The sequence below is a fragment of the Streptomyces sp. NPDC001880 genome, from assembly GCF_053594575.1.
On sequence record NZ_JBSFET010000071.1, the window covers coordinates 1 to 16,969 of the forward strand.

Genomic DNA, 16,969 nt, shown 5'->3' on the forward strand with positions numbered 1-16,969 from the left:
GGGTTGGGGGGCGGGGTCGGGGGGGCGGGGGGGCCACCGCTCCATAATGCAGGGGGCCCGGCGCCGCGGGGCCGCGGCCGCGCCCGCCCGCTGCCGACGCGCGCCCGCGGCGCGCGGGACGGCATAGGGCGTGTTTCGAAAGCCCCGCCTGGCCGGGGGCGTCCGCCACGCACGCTCGCCGCGTCGTCGGTCGTCGGCGCAGCCCGCTGCGCTCTTTTCCCTCCGCCGTGCGATCGCACGCACCAAACGCCCCCGGCCCCGCCCTCCGGGCGGACGACGCCACTTTCGAATCACGCCCTTGGCGCCCCTCCCGCGACCGGGAAGCCGCGCGCACACGCGAACGGGGTCGGACAGGCCCCCCCGGCCCGTCCGACCCCGCAGCACTTCCCCCGTACTCCGCCGCCTCCCCCGAAGCAGCGGCCCCGTATCCCCCCGGGTCCCCCCTCGCCTCAGGCCACCAACTCGCCGAAGGACTCCTCCTCGTCACGGCCGAAGCTGAGGACCTCGTCCTCACGCAGCCGGCGGAGCGACCGCCAGATGCTGGACTTCACCGTGCCGACACTGATGTCGAGGATGGCCGCGATCTCCGGGTCGGTGCGGCCCTCGTAGTAACGGAGGACCAGCATCGTGCGCTGGAGTTCCGGCAGCCGCGCCAGCGCCTGCCAGAGCACGGCGCGCAGTTCCGTGCCGCGCATCGCGTCCGTGTCGCCCGCCGTCTCCGGCAGCTCCTCGGTCGGGTACTCGTTGAGCTTGCGCCTGCGCCAGGCGCTGATGTGCAGGTTGGTCATGGTGCGGCGCAGATAGCCGCCGACCGCCGCCTTGTCACTGATCCGGTCCCACGCCCGGTACGTCGAGAAGAGGGCGCTCTGCAGCAGGTCCTCGGCCTCGAACCGGTCACCGGTCAGGTGGTAGGCGGTTGCGTACAGGGAGGCGCGGCGCTCCCGGACGTAGGCCGTGAACGCCGCTTCGGCGTCCTCGCCCTGCGCCGGGGACTTCCGCTCCCCCATGTCCTCCCCGTACGCCTTGCCCCCGTTGCTCCCCCCCACAGGCGCGTCAACCACCGTCATGTACGACGGATGCTGACGCCCGGCGCCACGAACGCACCCCCGTCCACTCCCGGCGCCGGACTTCTCGGTGCTCCGGCCGACATCGTGCAGACGCGTGACAACTGCGCTTGCGGTGATGCTGTGAGTTGCGTTCATCTCGCGCCCCCCATCGGTGGAGTCCGTCCGTTCCTGGTGCCAACGAGCCTGCCGGGGCAGTTTCATGACGCTGTCCGCCGACTGTCACAGACCTGTCACAGGACCTGCCGTCCGTGCGTCGGAGGTGCGCCGGGGGTGTGCCGGAGGTATGAGTCGGCCCCAACTGTCGAACTGGGGCTCCACCATGGGTCAGAATGACCAGCGTGCCTTTCCTGTTGCTGATCGAGGACGACGACGCCATCCGCACGGCCCTCGAACTCTCGCTGTCGCGCCAGGGCCACCGTGTGGCCACTGCGGCGACAGGAGAGGACGGCCTGAGACTGCTGCGTGAGCAGCGGCCGGACCTGATCGTGCTGGATGTGATGCTGCCCGGGATCGACGGCTTCGAGGTGTGCCGGCGCATCCGGCGCACCGACCAGCTGCCGATCATTCTGCTGACCGCGCGCAGCGACGACATCGACGTCGTGGTCGGGCTGGAGTCCGGTGCCGACGACTATGTGGTGAAACCCGTGCAGGGCCGGGTGCTCGACGCCCGCATCCGCGCGGTACTGCGCCGCGGTGAGCGCGAATCCACCGACTCCGCGTCCTTCGGGAACGTGGTGATCGACCGTTCCGCGATGACCGTGACCAAGAACGGGGAGGACCTGCAGCTCACGCCGACCGAGCTGCGCCTCCTGCTGGAGCTGAGCCGCCGGCCGGGCCAGGCCCTGTCGCGGCAGCAGTTGCTGCGGCTGGTCTGGGAGCACGACTACCTCGGTGACTCCCGACTGGTCGACGCGTGCGTGCAGCGGCTGCGGGCCAAGGTGGAGGACGTGCCGTCCTCGCCGACACTGATCCGTACCGTCCGGGGTGTGGGCTACCGGCTGGACTCGCCTCAGTGAGCGATACCGTCAAACGGAGCCTGCTCACCGGGCTTCGCTGGACCAGTCTGCGACTGCGTCTCGTCGTGGTGTTCGCGCTGGTGGCGCTGACCGCCGCGGTGTCCGCGTCGGGGATCGCGTACTGGCTGAACCGCGAGGCCGTGCTGACCCGTACCCAGGACGCCGCGCTCGGGGACTTCCGCCAGGAGATGCAGAGCCGGGCGGCCTCGCTGCCGCTCCAGCCCACCAGGGACGATCTGCAGAACGCCGCCGTGCAGATGGCGAGCAGCTCGCCCGGCTACAGCGTGCTGCTGGTCGACGAACGCGACACCGGCAAGCCGATCGTCGGCAACTCCGACCTGGACACCTTCACGCTCGACAACGTACCGCTGTCGCTCCAGAAGGCGGTGAACAAGAAACAGCCGCTGGGAGCGGGCAACAAGTACGAGTACCACCTGCTCTGGCAGCGGACCAGCATCCGCGGCACGCCGTACCTGGTGGGCGGTACGAAGATCATCGGTGGTGGCCCGACCGGCTACATGCTGAAGTCGCTCGACCAGGAACGGCAGGATCTCAACTCCCTCGCCTGGTCCCTGGGGATCGCCACCGGGCTCGCGCTGATCGGCTCGGCGCTGCTCGCGCAGGCCGCGGCGACGACCGTACTGCGGCCCGTACAACGGCTCGGCGACGCCGCCCGCAAGCTCGGCGAGGGCAAGCTCGACACCCGGCTCGTGGTCTCCGGCACGGACGAACTGGCCGATCTCTCCCGCACGTTCAACAGGACCGCGAGTTCGCTGGAGAAGCGGGTCGCGGACATGAGCGCGCGGGACGAGGCGAGCCGCCGGTTCGTCGCCGACATGTCGCACGAGCTGCGCACCCCGCTCACCGCGCTGACCGCCGTCACCGAGGTGCTGGAGGACGAGGCGGACAGCCTCGACCCGATGATCGCGCCCGCGGTGCGCCTGGTGGTGAGCGAGACCCGGCGTCTGAACGACCTGGTGGAGAACCTGATGGAGGTCACCCGCTTCGACGCGGGTACGGCCCGGCTCGTCCTCGACACCGTCGACGTCGCGGACCAGGTCACCGCCTGCATCGACGCCCGCGCCTGGCTGGACGCGGTGGATCTGGACGCCGAGCGCGGCATGATGGCCCGCCTCGATCCGCGCCGGCTCGATGTGATCCTGGCGAATCTGATCGGCAACGCGCTCAAGCACGGCGGTTCGCCGGTGCGGGTCGCGGTGCGGACCGAGGGCGACGAACTCGTCATCGAGGTCCGCGACCACGGACCCGGTATCCCCGAGGACGTGCTGCCGCATGTCTTCGACCGGTTCTACAAGGCCAGCGCCTCGCGCCCGCGTTCCGAGGGCAGCGGTCTCGGCCTGTCGATCGCCATGGAGAACGCGCACATCCACGGCGGTGACATCACGGCCACGAACTCGCCGGACGGCGACGGCGCGGTGTTCGTACTGCGGCTGCCGCGCGATGCCGAACCGCTCACCCGTTCCGCCGGTGAGCACGACGCCGGGGGCCGGAACGAGGAGGGCGACGCGACGTGATGGGCAGCGACAACCGCCGGGCACGCCGTTCGGCCCTGGCACTGGCCGGGGCCCTGACCGGCGCCCTGCTGGCCGCGGGCTGCGGGATCAGGTCCACCTCGGTGCCGGTGGACGCCGGGGCCGCACCGTCCCAGGTGCCGTGCACGATGTCAGCGGAGAGCCTCACGACACAGGCCACCAAGGGCATACCCGTGCAGATCTATCTGGTCTGTTCCTCGCAACTGGTCACGGTGGACCGCACGGTGCAGGTCGGCGAGAACGGCTCGGACCGGGTGCCGGTCGCGCAGGCGCTGCTGGACGAACTGCGCCGCAAGCCGCCGGCCGCTGAACGGCAGGCCGGGTACTCCACGGCCGTGCCGGAGAACCTGCGGGTCGGCGTGGCCCGCACCGGCGACCCGCAGGGCACGCTGCGGCTCAGCGAGCAGCCGGAGGACCTGCGGTCCGAGGCGCTGGCGCAGATCGTGTGCACGTACGCGGAGAGCGACACGCTCGCCCCGGAAGGCACGGTGGTCCTGGGCGGGCCCGGGAACTACGCGCCGCGCGGCTATCTGTGCACCTCGGAGATGAAGGCGAGACCGAAGACGGTCCCGACGCCATGGGCGGGCACGGGCGCCTGACCGGCCCGAACCGGTCCAACTGCCCGCTCTCCTCGCCGGTCAGGTGCCCGACGGGCCGGATTCCGGGCCGGCGGAACCGATCCTGCCGTTCGTCGCGTCTTGGGGGGCGTGCGTCAAGGTACGGACGGTCAAACCGTCATCCGTTTCCGCGCGACCGGGGTGTCTCTCCTCCTCGCGCATCTGCTGCTCGTCGGGTGGCTGACGCTGCGCCCCCTCGACGTGCCGTGGACGACCGCCTCAAATCTTCAGCCGCTCGCCGGTATCAGAGCCGATCTGTCCCTCGGCCCGGTCGAGGCGACCCGCCGGATCGGCGAGGGGCTGCTGCTGCTCGCCCCGCTGGGCGTACTGCTGCCGATGGCCGGCGGCCGGCTCACCGTCTCGCCATGGGCCTCGCTGGCCCGCACCGTCGCGGCGGGTGCGCTGATCTCCACGACCATCGAACTGGCCCAGACCGGAGTGCCCGGACAGGTCGTAGACGTCGACTCGCTGCTGCTGAACACCACCGGTGTGGCGCTCGTCCATCTACTCGTCGTCCCCATGTGCCGGGCGCGGCTGCGCCGCCGGAGGCAGGGGCGGGCCGGGGTGGTGCCCCACCCCAGGGGCGAGGCCGGTCAGGGTCAGACCCCGACGATTCCCAGGGTCGGGATGGCCCCGTAGAGCGACGCTTTGCCCCCGTTCGCCGGGCCACGATGGAGCCATCGAGGGGGCACGACGGAGCTGCTCCCTCAGCAACGGTTCGCGAAGGAGCCCATCATGGCCGCACTTGCCCGCCCCCGTGACGGACGCATGATCGGCGGAGTGTGCGCAGCGCTGGCAAGGCGCTTCGGCACCTCCGCGGGGACGATGCGCCTCATCTTCCTGGTCTCCTGCCTGCTGCCGGGACCGCAGTTCCTGCTCTACCTGGCGCTGTGGCTGTTGTTCCCGTCCGAGAAGACGTCGCCGGCCGCCGGCTGGTGACCCTCGGACACACGGATACGCCTGTGGGGCGGACACCCGGTTCGGATGTCCGCCCCACAGGGGTGTACGGGGATCAGCCGCCGAGCGGAAGACCGTTGGTCGACAGGCCGCTGGTCTTCATGCCGCCCGCGGGCAGACCACCGAGCAGGCCCTTGACCGGGGTGGCGGCGTCGCCGACGAGCTTCTGCTGGCCGGTGCCGAGGAGCTTGGTGGCCGTCTCCTGGGCCGACAGGCTCTGGGTCGCGGTGCCCAGTGCCGTGGTCGCGACCGGCACGGCAGTGCCCGGGGCGTCGGCCGGCAGCACGGCGGCGGAGGCGGTACCCGCGGCTGCGGCGGCGAAAGCGGCGCCGAGAGCGGCAACGCCGAGAGTCCTGACAGCAGACTGCTTCATGTGAAATTCATCCTTGGGGATCGGAACGTGGGGGGCTCTGAAACGTAGCCATCCCGCCCTCCTTGCCGCAAACATGCCGACACGCGAAGAAAGGCCGGGAATTCGACTTCTCGGCCTTTCTCCGCAAGAGCGCCGATCAGTCGGCGGAAGCAGAAGAAACGCTGGTCGCGGCGGTCTGCTCGAAGAGCCACGCGGACTTCAGCTCGGCGTATCCGGGCTTGATCACGTCGTTGATCATCGCCAGACGTTCATCAAAAGGAATGAATGCCGACTTCATTGCATTGACGGTGAACCACTGCATGTCGTCGAGCGTGTATCCGAATGTCTCGGTCAGCTTCTCGAATTCGCGGCTCATGCTCGTGCCGCTCATCAGCCGGTTGTCCGTGTTCACGGTGGCCCGGAAATGCAGCTTCCGCAGCAGCCCGATGGGGTGCTCGGCATACGAGGCGGCGGCGCCGGTCTGGATGTTGGACGTCGGACACAGCTCCAGCGGGATGCGCTTGTCCCGTACGTAGGAGGCGAGGCGGCCGAGCTTCACACCGCCGTCGTCGGCGACCTCGATGTCGTCGATGATGCGGACCCCGTGGCCGAGCCGGTCCGCACCGCACCACTGGAGCGCCTGCCAGATCGACGGCAGCCCGAAGGCCTCGCCCGCGTGGATGGTGAAGTGGTTGTTCTCGCGCTTGAGGTACTCGAAGGCGTCGAGGTGCCGGGTGGGCGGGAAGCCCGCCTCCGCGCCCGCGATGTCGAAGCCGGCCACGCCCTGGTCTCGGTAGCGGTTGGCCAGCTCGGCGATCTCCAGGGAGCGGGCGGCGTGCCGCATCGCGGTGAGGAGGGCGCCCACCCGGATCCGGTTCCCGTCCAGGCGGGCCCGCCGCTCGCCCTCGCGGAAGCCCTCGTTGACCGCCTCGACGACCTCTTCGAGGGTCAGCCCGGCCTCCAGGTGCTGCTCGGGGGCGTACCGCACCTCGGCGTACACGACACCGTCGGCGGCCAGGTCCTCGGCACACTCGGCGGCCACCCGGACCAGTGCCTCGCGGGTCTGCATGACGGCACAGGTGTGGGCGAACGTCTCCAGATAGCGCTCCAGCGATCCGGAGTCGGCCGCCTCGCGGAACCAGATGCCGAGCTTGTCGGGCTCGGTCTCGGGAAGTCCTTCGTATCCGCTCGCGAGAGCGAGGTCGACGATCGTCCCCGGGCGCAGACCGCCATCGAGATGGTCGTGCAGAAGCACCTTGGGGGCACGCCGGATCTGATCCTGGCCGGGCACGTGAAGGGTCGGGCTCATCATCTGCGCACTCTAGTCCCTACGCGCGTAGATTGTCGCTCGTCGATACGTAACAGTGACCGCGAATACGGGTGGCGTACACCCACCCTTCTGACACTGTTCTGTCATGGCACAGAGCGCACTCCCCCTGCCTGCTGCAAGGCTGGGACGGGCCGTCATGGCGGCCGGAGCTCCGACCGCGGTCAGCGGCGTGGTCCTGCTGCTCCCGGACGGCGAGGCCGACTCGCATCGCCGCCCCTCCCCTCTTTCCTACGCCCTCCAACTCCCCCTGGCCCGCTCCCTGGCCCGCGCCGGTCAGGAGGACGGGCTCGCCGTGCACGTGGTGCGCTACCGCTGCCGGGGCTGGAACGCGGCCGACGCGCACCTCGCGGCGGACGCCGAGTGGGCGGTGGACGAGGTCGTACGACGCTACGGCGACGTCCCCGTCTGCCTGGCCGGCCACGGCATGGGCGGCCGGGCCGCACTCCGGGCGGGCAGCCACGCGGCGGTCGGCTCCGTTCTGGCGATGGCCCCCTGGCTGCCGGATGGCGGGCCGGGCGAACCGGAGCCGGTGAAGCATCTGCTGGGCCGCCACGTACTGCTCGTCCACGGCACCAACGATGCCCGCACCGACCCCGAACTCTCCTTCCGCCTGGCCGAGCGGGCCAAGAAGACCAACCGCGACACCTGCCGCTTCGAGGTCCACTCGGACGGCCACGGCCTCCGCCAGCACCGGGCCGAAGTGATGGCCCTGGCCGCGGACTTCGTGCGCGGCTCACTGTTCGGCCGGGCCTACGCACGCCCGGTCGCCGACGCCCTGGCGGCTCCGCCGCCACTGGGGCTGCGGATGCCGCTGGCGGCGGGGTTCGGGAAGTCGCTGCGGGGGTGAGGGGGTTGACGGGCCGCAGCCGGGGCCGGGGCCGACATCGCCGGCGACCGATATCGCCCGCGCCGCACTGCACTGCTCCGCCGTGAGCTGGGAAGGCCGCGGACAGTGGGCTTCCCAGGCCGGGGAGCCGGCCATGTCCGACCCGGCACGCATGAGGACGATTGAGGCCGCCGCACCGTGGTCCCCGCGCACGCGGGGTTGGTCCGCTGGCCAGCCGCTGTGGTCATGTCGTACTGCTGTGGTCCCCACGCACGCGGGGTTGGTCCCGAATGGGGCGTCCGCGACGACAACCTCGGCCGGTGGTCCCCGCGCACGCGGGGTTGGTCCGAGGTCATGGCGGAGGCCGACGAGATGTCGGCCGTGGTCCCCGCGCACGGGGGGTTGGTCCCTGGGCAATGGCCGGACAGTACGGGTGGGAGCCGTGGTCCCCGCGCACGCGGGCTTGTCCCGTCAGTCCGGCAGCAGATGCCCTCGCCGCGACAGCAGGAAGCGTTTGAAGGCGGCCACCGGCGGGGTGTCCGGGTGGCCGTCCAGCCAGGCGACGCCGATCTCGCGGGCTGCCCTCGGAGCCGTGACGGTGAGTTCGACGACGCCGGGGCGGGGCACGGCGGGCGGTGGCAGCAGGGCCACGCCCAGGCCGGCCGCCACCAGGCCGCGCAGGGTCTCCGCCTCCTCGCCCTCGAAGGCCACTCGGGGGGTGAAGCCCGCCTCGGCGCACAGGTCGTCGGTGATGCGCCGCAGGCCGTAGCCCGGTTCCAGGGTGACGAACTTTTCGTCGGCGGCCTCCGCGAGGCGGATGCGGCGGCGGGCGGCGAGGCGGTGGTCCTCGGGGACGACCAGGCGCAGGCGCTGTTCGTCCAGGCGACGGGCGACGAGGTCGGGGGCGTCCGGGACGGGTGAGGTGAGGCAGAGGTCGAGGCCGCCGGCCCTCAGGCGTTCGATCATCGCCTCGCCGTAGTTCTGCACGAGCTGGAAGCGGACCCCGGGGTGGTCGGCGCGGAAGGCGCGCAGGAGGGCGGGGACGGTCTCCGAGCCCATGGTGTGGAGGAAGCCGAAGGCGACCTTGCCGGTGGCCGGGTCGGCGTCGGCGCGTACCGAGTCGGCGGCCTTCTCGACCTCGGCGAGGGCCCGCTCGGCGGAGCCGAGGAAGGTGCGGCCCGCCGGGGTGAGCGAGACGGTACGGCCCTTGCGGGCGAACAGGGCTACTCCCAGGTCCTGTTCGAGCCTGACCATCGCCCGCGACAGCGTCGACTGCGGGACGCCGAGCTCCTGTGCGGCGCGCGTGACGTGCTCGTGGCGGGCCACCGCCTCGAAGTGGGCCAGTCGCGGTGCGAGCACGGCGCGAATGTCTTCTTCGTAACTACTGGGTGACAGCCGGGGCCGTGAGCTGCGTTCATGCTCCATAGGATTGATTATCACCACTTCGTGCATTGGACGCATGAAACCGGAGAGCCTACTTTCGAAGCATGCCTCCTGCCAGTACCGGGGCGTCCACGCTCACCGTGGCCGCCTCGCCCCAGCCGTCCCCCGTCGCCGCGCCCGGAACCACCGCGGACTCCGCCGCGCCGGACCCTCTCGAACCGGGCCGCCCCGGCTACCGCCGGATGAGCTTCGCGCTCTTCGCCGCAGGTGTCGCGACGTTCGCGCTTCTCTACTCCACGCAGGCCCTGCTGCCCGCCATCTCCGCCTCCTTCGGCGCCACGGCCGGGCAGGCCAGCTGGACGGTCTCCGCGGCGACGGGCGCACTGGCGCTGTGCGTACTGCCGATGAGCGCGCTCTCCGAGCGGTTCGGACGGCGGCAGATGATGACCGCCTCGCTGACGGTCGCCGTGCTGGTCGGGCTGCTCGTCCCCTTCGCCCCCTCGCTGGGCTGGCTGATCGCGCTGCGCGCCGTCCAGGGCGCGGCACTGGCCGGGCTGCCCGCCTCCGCGATGGCGTACCTGGCCGAGGAGGTGCGGCCGAAGGCGCTGGTCGCGGCGATCGGGCTGTTCGTGGCCGGCAACAGCATCGGCGGCATGAGCGGCCGTATCCTCACCGGCTGGGTCGCCCAGCTGTGGGGCTGGCGCGCGGCGCTCGGTGCGGTCGGGATACTGGCCGTGGCCTGCGCGGTCGTCTTCCACTTCATGATCCCCCGGGCGCGGAACTTCACCCCGGGGACACTGAACCCGAAGGCTCTCGCGAAGACCGTCGGCGGGCACCTCGCCGATCCGCTGCTGCGCCGGCTGTACGCGATCGGCGCGCTGTTCATGACGGTGTTCGGCGCGGTCTACACGGTGATCGGCTACCGCCTGGTGGAGGCGCCGTTCAACCTCCCGCAGGGTGTCGTCGGCTCGATCTTCCTGGTCTACCTCGTCGGTACGGTCTCCTCCGCCGCGGCCGGCAAGCTGGTCGCCCGACTCGGCCGCCGGGGCGCGCTGTACCTGGCCGTCTCCACCACGGCCGCCGGTCTGCTGCTCTCGCTCGCCGACCAGCTGGTCGCCGTGCTCCTCGGCCTGATCCTGATCACGGCGGGCTTCTTCGCCGGGCACGCGGTCGCCTCCTCGTCCGTGAGCCGTACCGCGACGAAGGGCCGTGCCCAGGCGTCGGCGCTCTACCAGTCCGCGTACTACCTGGGCTCCAGCGCGGGCGGCACGCTCGGCGCGATCGCCTTCCACGCCGGCGGCTGGGCCGGCACCGTCTCGCTGGGGCTGCTCGCGGTCCTCGGCGTCGTCTCGATCACGCTGTACGGGACACGGGCCGCCCGCACCGAGCGGTGCCGGCCGGCTGCGGTGGCGTCCGTACAGAACTGAGACACGGAACGCACAACCATCCACTCCCCGACGCGCGTCTAGCAGGCGGAACCATCTCACGGCGCGCGAAGGGGAGTTGGCGTACATGGGAGTCGCGGGGAACATTCGTGGAGTACGGCTGCGGCGCGGGCTCGCGCTGTCGGTCGCGGGCCTGACCGCGGTGCCGGCCCTGGTGCTGGCCACCGGCGGGCAGGCGCAGGCGGCGTCCTGCACGACCTCCACCGGGCCGTACCAGAAGCAGGTCGAGAAGTATCTGAAGCGGCCGGTCGACGGCAGGCAGTCGGCCGCCGACTGCAGGGCGATCAGGTCGTTCCAGAGCACGTACGGGGTCACCCCCACCATCGGGTACGCGGGTCCGGTCACCTGGCGGACGATGAAGACGCTCACGGCCCAGAAGGCCGCCGGCAAGAACCCGAACAAGGACAAGAAGTGCCCCACCGACAAGGGGCGCATCGCGTGTGTGGACCTGACCCGGCAGCTGAGCTGGATCCAGGACGGCAGCAAGCTGAAGTTCGGCCCCGTGCCGGTGCGGACCGGGCGGAACGGGTACGAGACCCGCACCGGGTCGAAGAAGATCTACTGGCGGCACATCGACCACGTCTCGTCGATCTACCACGTGTCGATGCCGTACGCCCAGTTCTTCGACGGGGGTCAGGCGTTCCACGCGGTGGGCGTGAAGATGTGGAACCCGCCGGGCTCGCACGGCTGCGTCAACATGCGTAGCGCCGATGCCAAGTCGTACTGGAATCTGCTGAGGAACGGCGACGACGTCCACGTGTACGGGCGCAAGCCCGGAACGTGACCGGAACGCGGGCGGTTTCGCTACTTCGCGTCCCCGTTGTCAGTGGCCTGCGGTAGCTTCCAGGGTGCCGAGGGAGCGGTGTCACAGCGCAACAGGGGTGGAGCGATGAGTGATCTGACAGCGACGGCGGACGTCGACAGCCGTCTGGAGGGACACCGGGTCGAGCTGACCGGCTACTGCTACCGGATGCTCGGCTCGGCCTTCGAGGCGGAGGACGCGGTGCAGGACACGCTGGTGCGTGCCTGGCGCAACTTCGACAAGTTCGAGGGGCGTTCCTCGCTGCGGTCCTGGCTGTACCGCATCGCCACCAATGTCTGTCTGGACATGCTGAACGCCGGGAACAAGCGGGCCCGTCCGGTCGATCTGACGGGCCCGACACCGCTCGCCCAGGCGGCGCTCAACCCCCTGCCGGAGAACACCTGGCTGGAGCCGATGCCGGACGGCCGCATCCTGCCGACGGTGGCCGACCCGGCGGAGGCCGCGGTGGCGCGGGAATCGGTGCGCCTCGCGTTCGTCGCCGCGCTCCAGCACCTGCCGCCCAAGCAGCGTGCCGTGCTGATCCTGCGCGAGGTGCTGGCCTGGAAGGCGAGCGAGGTCGCCGAGCTGCTCGACACCTCGGTCGCCTCGGTCAACAGCGCCCTCCAGCGGGCGCGGGCCACCCTCACCGAGCACGAGGGCAAGCCCGCCGACGCCGCGAATCCGCTCGACGAGGAGCAGCGCAAGCTCCTTGAGCGGTACGTGGCGGCCTTCGAGGGCTACGACATGGTGGCGCTGACGGCGCTGCTCCATGAGGACGCCGTGATGACCATGCCGCCGTTCGACCTCTGGCTCCAGGGACACGACGACATCACCGGCTTCATGCTCTCCATCGGCGCAGGCTGTGCGGGCTCCCGGCTGGTGGCGACGTCGGCGAACGGCACCCCGGCGTTCGCGCACTACAAGCCGAATCCGGACGGGCCCGGGTTCGTGCCGTGGGCGGTGCAGGTCATCGACATCTCGGACGGGGCCATCACCGGGATGCACTGCTTCCTGGACACCCCGCGCTGGTTCCCGCTCTTCGGGCTGCCGGACCGGCTCGACGCCGACGCGGCGTGAGGGCGGTATGAGGCGCGGCATACGGAACGGGCTGGTGGCCGGCTGGGTGGTGCTGGCGGCCGGTGGCTGGGGGCTGACGCAGTGGCTGGGCGAGCCGTCCGCCACCGACGGCCCCGGGCCCGGGGCGGCCTGGACGCCCAGGCCCGGCGGTGAGCCGGGGCCGCAGCCCGAGCACTACTGCGACTACGCGGCTCGGCGCCCCGCCGCCACCCCGGCCCCGCTCAGCTCGGCATCGGCGACGCCGGTCCACGACGGGAAGGCCCGGCTCACGCAGGTGATCTGCGTGCGGGCCGAGGTGGTCGGGCGCACGGACTGAGCGGGGCCGATTCCCCCGGGGCGCTCCCGCTTCCCGGGGCGCTCCTCGTTTCTCCGGGACTGGGAGCGCCCGCTCAGCCGCCGCCCTCCGCGGTCCCGACCCCCGTCGCCATTCCCGTCTCCTCCGTCTGCGTCGCCGTTCCCGCCCCCGTTCCCGTCTCAGTCTCCGTCCCTGTTCCACACCCCACGTCCACCACGTCGGCCAGGCCGACCAGGTCCAGCAGGCTCCGCAGCTCGGGCGGCACATTGCGCAGCCGCAGCCTCCTGCCGCCCGCCCGGCGTGCGACGAGCCCCAGCCGCGCCACCGCCTCGACCAGGGCCAGATCCACGTGCACCACCCCGCCCACGTCGCAGTCCACCCCCGTGTCCGGGTCGCGGACGGAGCCGTCGGGGTCGTACAGCAGCGCCTCCAGCTCGGCGCAGAGTCCCGGCACCGCGGCCCTGGTGACGCGGCCGGTGACGACGAGAAGGTTCGGGGCAATGGGTTCCACATCGGAAAGACCGGTCCGGCGGCCGAAACTCATCGCTGTGCGGGCCTCGTGCTGTCCGGGCCGCCCGGCGCGGGCGAACGCCCTGTTCCCGCCCGGCAGCCGCCCCCGCGCCGCTCGCGCCCTCTCCCGCCACTCCGTACCCGTGCGCACCGGACCGATGAACTTCCGTCAACTCCGGTTCTGTGTGCGACTTCTGTGAACCTCCTTCGCCAATTCCCCCTCTAGGTACGTGAACCGGCCGGCACCGGCTTCCCATCGGTGCCGACTGACCAGTGGCCCCTCGGGGCCGCCTGATTCTCCAGGGGGAGAGTTGCGCAAACACGTGAGAAGCGCGTGTGTTTCGACCGTCGCCGCGGCCGCCGCCGTGGCGCTCGCGGCCGGGATGACCAGCCCGGCCGTGGCCCAGCCCGGCACCACCCACTCCGGCACCGCCCGCCCTGCCGGCGCAGGGTCCGCCGACCGGCACGAGCTGACGCTCATCACCGGCGACCGCGTCACCGTGGACGCCAAGGGCAAGGTCGTGTCCTTCCGTGCCGCCAAGGGCCGTGAGCACATACCCGTGCAGCGTCAGATACGCGACGGGCACACCCTGCTCGTCCCGGCCGACGCCCACCGGCTGATCAGCTCCGGCAAGCTGGACCGCCGGCTGTTCGACATCACCGAGCTGAACCGGGCGGAGAACCGCAGGGCCCAGAAGGCGGGCCTGAAGCTGATCGTCTCCTACCGGGGTGCCCGGGCGGCGGACGCGAAGGCCGAGGTCCGGGGCGCGGGTTCCACCCGGGTCGGCCGGACCCTGAACTCGCTGAACGCCCAGTCGGTGACCACGCCGCAGCGCGACGCCCAGGACATCTGGCAGGCGCTCACCGACGAGGCGGCGCACGGTGCGCAGCGCACCACGGCCGCCGGGATCGACCGGGTCTGGCTGGACGGGGTGCGCCGGGCGAGCCTCGACAAGAGCGTGCCGCAGATCGGTACCCCTGCCGCCTGGAAGGCCGGTTACACCGGGAAGGGCGTCAAGATCGCCGTACTGGACACCGGTGTGGACGACACCCACCCCGACCTCCAGGGCCAGATCCTGGAGGCGAAGAACTTCTCCGCCGCGTCCGACACCAAGGACCGGTACGGTCACGGCACACACGTGGCGTCGATCGCCACCGGCACGGGCGCCAAGTCGGGCGGCAAGTTCAAGGGCGTGGCCCCGGACGCCAAACTGCTCGCGGGCAAGGTCCTCGACGACAACGGCTTCGGCGAGGACTCCGGCATCCTGGCCGGGATGGAGTGGGCGGTCGCGCAGGGCGCCGACGTCATCAACCTGAGCCTCGGCGGCAGCGACACCCCCGAGGTGGACCCGCTGGAAGCGGCGGTCAACAAGCTGTCGGCCGACAAGGGTGTCCTGTTCGCCATCGCGGCGGGCAACGAGGGCGACGGGGCCGGTACGGTCGGCTCCCCGGGCAGCGCGGACGCCGCGCTGACGGTCGGCGCGGTCGACGACAAGGACCAGCTGGCCGACTTCTCCAGCCGTGGCCCGCGCATCGGCGACGGGGCGATCAAGCCCGATGTCACCGCCCCCGGCGTGGACATCACGGCGGCGGCCGCGCCCGGCTCCGCCATCGACCAGGAGGTCGGTCAGAACCCGCCCGGCTATCTGACGATCTCCGGTACGTCGATGGCGACCCCGCACGTCGCGGGCGCCGCGGCGCTCCTCAAGCAGCAGCACCCGGAGTGGAAGTACGCCGAGCTCAAGGGCGCGCTGACGGCCTCGACCAAGCCGGGCGCGTACACGCCGTTCGAGCAGGGCACGGGCCGGATCGCGGTCGACCGGGCGATCGCCCAGACCGTCGTCGCCGACCCGGCGTCGGTGAGCTTCGGAGTGCAGCAGTGGCCGCACACCGACGACGCCCCCGTCACCAAGAAGGTGACGTACCGCAACCTCGGCACGGCCGATGTCACCCTCGACCTCGCGGTCACGGCCACCGGCCCGAAGGGCAAGCCCGCCCCGGCCGGCTTCTTCACCCTCGGCGCCGAGAAGGTGACCGTCCCCGCGGGCGGCACCGCGGACGTGCCGCTGACCGTGAACACCAAGCTCGGCGGTACGGCCGACGGCACCTACTCCGCGTACGTCGTCGGGACGGGCGGCGGCCAGAGCATCCGCACCGCGGCCGCGGTCGAGCGCGAGATCGAGTCGTACGACCTCACGGTCACGACCATCGGGCGCGACGGCAAGCCCGCCGAGTTCACCGACACCGACCTCTTCGGCCTCTCGGGAACCGCGCTCGGCCAGTGGCTCGCCCCGACGAGCACCGACGGCAAGGTCAAGGTCCGTCTCCCCAAGGGCGGTTACACGCTGAACGCGGCTGTCACCGTCGACCCCGAGGACTACACCAAGGGCACCGACTGGCTGACGCAGCCGAAGCTGGACGTCACCAAGGACCTCAGCGTGACCCTCGACGCGCGCAAGGCGAAGCCGGTGAACATCGCCCTGCCCACCACCGGGACGAAGTCCCTGATGGCCGCGCCCGACCTCCAGTTCACGACCGATGACACCGGCTACACCTACGGCTGGATCCTCGACACGTACAAGAACTTCCGCACCGCGCACTTCGGCCCGGCGGTGACCGACGGATCGCTCTCCCAGCACTGGCTCGGCAGCTGGAGCAAGGGAACCTCGACCCGGTACGACATCGCGGCCGGCGGTCCGGTGACCCGGGCCGCCACCGGTTTCGAGCGGAAGTACACCACCGGCCAACTGGCCAAGGTGAGCCTCTCCCTCGGCTCGCCCGCCAAGGGCAAGACCGGTGAGCTCGCCGCGTCCGGCACGCTGCCCGGCATGGAAGGCGGCTGGGCGGTCTCTTCCCTCCACAAGATCCCCGGCACCGCCACCGCCTATGTCTCCACCGCCGACAAGGCCCGGTGGAGCTTCACCTTCGGCCAGAACGGCCCGGAGGACGAGGAGGGCTACCCGATGAGTGAGGCGCTGTACTCCCTCGGCGCCCCGCAGTCCTTCAAGGCCGGCAAGTCCTACACGAAGAAGGTCAACACCGCGGTGTTCGGCCCTGCGGTCAACTCCGAGTACGGCATCCTGCGCGATGGCGACGACATCGTCGGCATGGTGCCGATGGTGACCGACGGACGCGGCAACCTCGGTGACTCCGCCTACAGTTCGGCCAAGACGGTCCTGTACCGCAACGGCAAGAAGTTCGCCCAGAACGAGGACCCGCTGACGGGTCTGGCCCCCTTCGCCGTGCCGTCCGCCGCCGCCGACTACCGGCTGACGACCTCGATGCGGCGCAGCACCGCGCTGTCCCCGGTCTCCACCCGGATCGACGCGAGCTGGACCTTCCGCTCCAAGCGGACCTCGGGCCCGGCCATGCTGCCGGTCTCCATGGTGCGGTTCACGCCCAATGTCACCGCGGACAGCAGGGTCACGGCCGGCCGGACCGCTTCCGTGCCCGTGACGGTGCAGGGTGCCGCTGCCGGAAAGAACCTCAAGTCGCTGTCGGTGTACGTCAGTTACGACGCCGGCAAGACCTGGAAGAAGTCCACGGTCAAGGCGGGCAAGATCTCCGTGAAGAACCCGGCCAAGGGGAAGTCCATCTCCTACCGTGCCGATGTCACGGACAAGAAGGGCAACAAGTCGTCGGTGTCGATCTACAACGCGTACTTCGGCAAGTGAGCGCATAGCCACCCCGACCGCACGAAGGCGGCCCGCCGGGACGGATTCCTCCGCCCCGGCGGGCC

General features: G+C 71.2%; 16 protein-coding genes. 11 read left to right on the plus strand and 5 right to left on the minus strand.

The features are described from left to right. Positions 1-449: 449 nt before the first annotated feature. Positions 450-1,202: a SigE family RNA polymerase sigma factor gene (locus tag ACWCQ6_RS27570; protein ID WP_451093623.1), complete on the minus strand. Its 753-nt coding sequence runs from the start codon at positions 1,200-1,202 to the stop codon at positions 450-452. A 203-nt stretch (positions 1,203-1,405) separates the two neighbouring features. Between ACWCQ6_RS27570 and afsQ1 the strand changes: the two genes are divergently transcribed. The 5 genes from afsQ1 to ACWCQ6_RS27595 all read left to right on the plus strand — a co-directional run bounded on the left by afsQ1 (position 1,406) and on the right by ACWCQ6_RS27595 (position 5,192). After that, a complete protein-coding gene (gene afsQ1, locus ACWCQ6_RS27575) occupies positions 1,406-2,083 on the plus strand; it encodes a two-component system response regulator AfsQ1 (protein ID WP_451093673.1) in 678 nt (225 codons plus the stop codon). Further along, on the plus strand, positions 2,080-3,618 hold the full coding sequence (locus ACWCQ6_RS27580) for an ATP-binding protein (RefSeq protein WP_451093625.1): 1,539 nt from the start codon (positions 2,080-2,082) through the stop codon (positions 3,616-3,618). The genes afsQ1 and ACWCQ6_RS27580 overlap by 4 nt, the downstream gene beginning before the upstream one ends. After that, entirely contained in the window at positions 3,618-4,235 is a 618-nt protein-coding gene (locus ACWCQ6_RS27585) for a GerMN domain-containing protein (RefSeq protein WP_451093627.1), read from the plus strand. Before ACWCQ6_RS27580 ends, ACWCQ6_RS27585 begins: the two co-directional genes overlap by 1 nt. A 108-nt stretch (positions 4,236-4,343) precedes the next feature. Further along, positions 4,344-4,892 carry a VanZ family protein gene (locus ACWCQ6_RS27590; protein ID WP_451093629.1) on the plus strand — a complete coding sequence of 183 codons (549 nt, stop codon included), beginning with the start codon at positions 4,344-4,346 and terminating at the stop codon, positions 4,890-4,892. 96 nt (positions 4,893-4,988) lie between these two features. After that, positions 4,989-5,192 (plus strand): PspC domain-containing protein, encoded by a 204-nt coding sequence (locus ACWCQ6_RS27595; RefSeq protein ID WP_451093631.1) that lies wholly within the window; start codon positions 4,989-4,991, stop codon positions 5,190-5,192. A 73-nt stretch (positions 5,193-5,265) separates the two neighbouring features. Here the strand turns inward: ACWCQ6_RS27595 and ACWCQ6_RS27600 are convergent, their stop codons facing one another. Both ACWCQ6_RS27600 and ACWCQ6_RS27605 read right to left on the minus strand, forming a co-directional pair. After that, positions 5,266-5,583 (minus strand): hypothetical protein, encoded by a 318-nt coding sequence (locus tag ACWCQ6_RS27600; RefSeq protein ID WP_451093633.1) that lies wholly within the window; start codon positions 5,581-5,583, stop codon positions 5,266-5,268. A 136-nt stretch (positions 5,584-5,719) separates the two neighbouring features. Next, the gene (locus ACWCQ6_RS27605) at positions 5,720-6,874 is read right to left on the minus strand and encodes an adenosine deaminase (RefSeq protein ID WP_451093635.1); all 1,155 of its coding nucleotides are present in this window, start codon (positions 6,872-6,874) and stop codon (positions 5,720-5,722) included. A gap of 103 nt (positions 6,875-6,977) precedes the next feature. Here ACWCQ6_RS27605 and ACWCQ6_RS27610 point away from each other — a divergent pair, with 103 nt between their 5' ends. Beyond that, a complete protein-coding gene (locus ACWCQ6_RS27610; protein WP_451093637.1) occupies positions 6,978-7,739 on the plus strand; it encodes an alpha/beta hydrolase in 762 nt (253 codons plus the stop codon). A gap of 450 nt (positions 7,740-8,189) precedes the next feature. Here ACWCQ6_RS27610 and ACWCQ6_RS27615 read toward each other — a convergent pair whose 3' ends face one another. Next, positions 8,190-9,143: a LysR family transcriptional regulator gene (locus ACWCQ6_RS27615; RefSeq protein WP_451093639.1), complete on the minus strand. Its 954-nt coding sequence runs from the start codon at positions 9,141-9,143 to the stop codon at positions 8,190-8,192. Positions 9,144-9,205: 62 nt separating this feature from the next. Between ACWCQ6_RS27615 and ACWCQ6_RS27620 the strand changes: the two genes are divergently transcribed. The 4 genes from ACWCQ6_RS27620 to ACWCQ6_RS27635 all read left to right on the plus strand — a co-directional run bounded on the left by ACWCQ6_RS27620 (position 9,206) and on the right by ACWCQ6_RS27635 (position 12,741). After that, positions 9,206-10,528 (plus strand): MFS transporter, encoded by a 1,323-nt coding sequence (locus tag ACWCQ6_RS27620; protein WP_451093641.1) that lies wholly within the window; start codon positions 9,206-9,208, stop codon positions 10,526-10,528. Positions 10,529-10,613: 85 nt separating this feature from the next. Beyond that, positions 10,614-11,330 carry a L,D-transpeptidase family protein gene (locus ACWCQ6_RS27625; RefSeq protein WP_451093643.1) on the plus strand — a complete coding sequence of 239 codons (717 nt, stop codon included), beginning with the start codon at positions 10,614-10,616 and terminating at the stop codon, positions 11,328-11,330. A 78-nt stretch (positions 11,331-11,408) separates the two neighbouring features. Next, positions 11,409-12,425 (plus strand): sigma-70 family RNA polymerase sigma factor, encoded by a 1,017-nt coding sequence (locus tag ACWCQ6_RS27630; protein ID WP_451093645.1) that lies wholly within the window; start codon positions 11,409-11,411, stop codon positions 12,423-12,425. 7 nt (positions 12,426-12,432) lie between these two features. After that, positions 12,433-12,741 carry a hypothetical protein gene (locus tag ACWCQ6_RS27635; RefSeq protein WP_451093647.1) on the plus strand — a complete coding sequence of 103 codons (309 nt, stop codon included), beginning with the start codon at positions 12,433-12,435 and terminating at the stop codon, positions 12,739-12,741. 73 nt (positions 12,742-12,814) lie between these two features. Here the strand turns inward: ACWCQ6_RS27635 and ACWCQ6_RS27640 are convergent, their stop codons facing one another. Further along, a complete protein-coding gene (locus ACWCQ6_RS27640) occupies positions 12,815-13,381 on the minus strand; it encodes an STAS domain-containing protein (RefSeq protein WP_451093649.1) in 567 nt (188 codons plus the stop codon). 172 nt (positions 13,382-13,553) lie between these two features. Here ACWCQ6_RS27640 and ACWCQ6_RS27645 point away from each other — a divergent pair, with 172 nt between their 5' ends. After that, the gene (locus tag ACWCQ6_RS27645; RefSeq protein ID WP_451093651.1) at positions 13,554-16,904 is read left to right on the plus strand and encodes a S8 family peptidase; all 3,351 of its coding nucleotides are present in this window, start codon (positions 13,554-13,556) and stop codon (positions 16,902-16,904) included. Positions 16,905-16,969 lie beyond the last annotated feature (65 nt).

What these genes read in the sequence shown, in the direction of transcription:
- ACWCQ6_RS27570 (WP_451093623.1), bottom strand. Translation starts at nt 1,202, where the DNA reads ATGAACGCAACTCACAGCATCACCGCAAGCGCAGTTGTCACGCGTCTG.
- ACWCQ6_RS27585 (WP_451093627.1), top strand. Translation starts at nt 3,618, where the DNA reads ATGGGCAGCGACAACCGCCGGGCACGCCGTTCGGCCCTGGCACTGGCC.
- ACWCQ6_RS27595 (WP_451093631.1), top strand. Translation starts at nt 4,989, where the DNA reads ATGGCCGCACTTGCCCGCCCCCGTGACGGACGCATGATCGGCGGAGTG.
- ACWCQ6_RS27600 (WP_451093633.1), bottom strand. Translation starts at nt 5,583, where the DNA reads ATGAAGCAGTCTGCTGTCAGGACTCTCGGCGTTGCCGCTCTCGGCGCC.
- ACWCQ6_RS27605 (WP_451093635.1), bottom strand. Translation starts at nt 6,874, where the DNA reads ATGATGAGCCCGACCCTTCACGTGCCCGGCCAGGATCAGATCCGGCGT.
- ACWCQ6_RS27610 (WP_451093637.1), top strand. Translation starts at nt 6,978, where the DNA reads ATGGCACAGAGCGCACTCCCCCTGCCTGCTGCAAGGCTGGGACGGGCC.
- ACWCQ6_RS27615 (WP_451093639.1), bottom strand. Translation starts at nt 9,143, where the DNA reads ATGGAGCATGAACGCAGCTCACGGCCCCGGCTGTCACCCAGTAGTTAC.
- ACWCQ6_RS27620 (WP_451093641.1), top strand. Translation starts at nt 9,206, where the DNA reads ATGCCTCCTGCCAGTACCGGGGCGTCCACGCTCACCGTGGCCGCCTCG.
- ACWCQ6_RS27625 (WP_451093643.1), top strand. Translation starts at nt 10,614, where the DNA reads ATGGGAGTCGCGGGGAACATTCGTGGAGTACGGCTGCGGCGCGGGCTC.
- ACWCQ6_RS27635 (WP_451093647.1), top strand. Translation starts at nt 12,433, where the DNA reads ATGAGGCGCGGCATACGGAACGGGCTGGTGGCCGGCTGGGTGGTGCTG.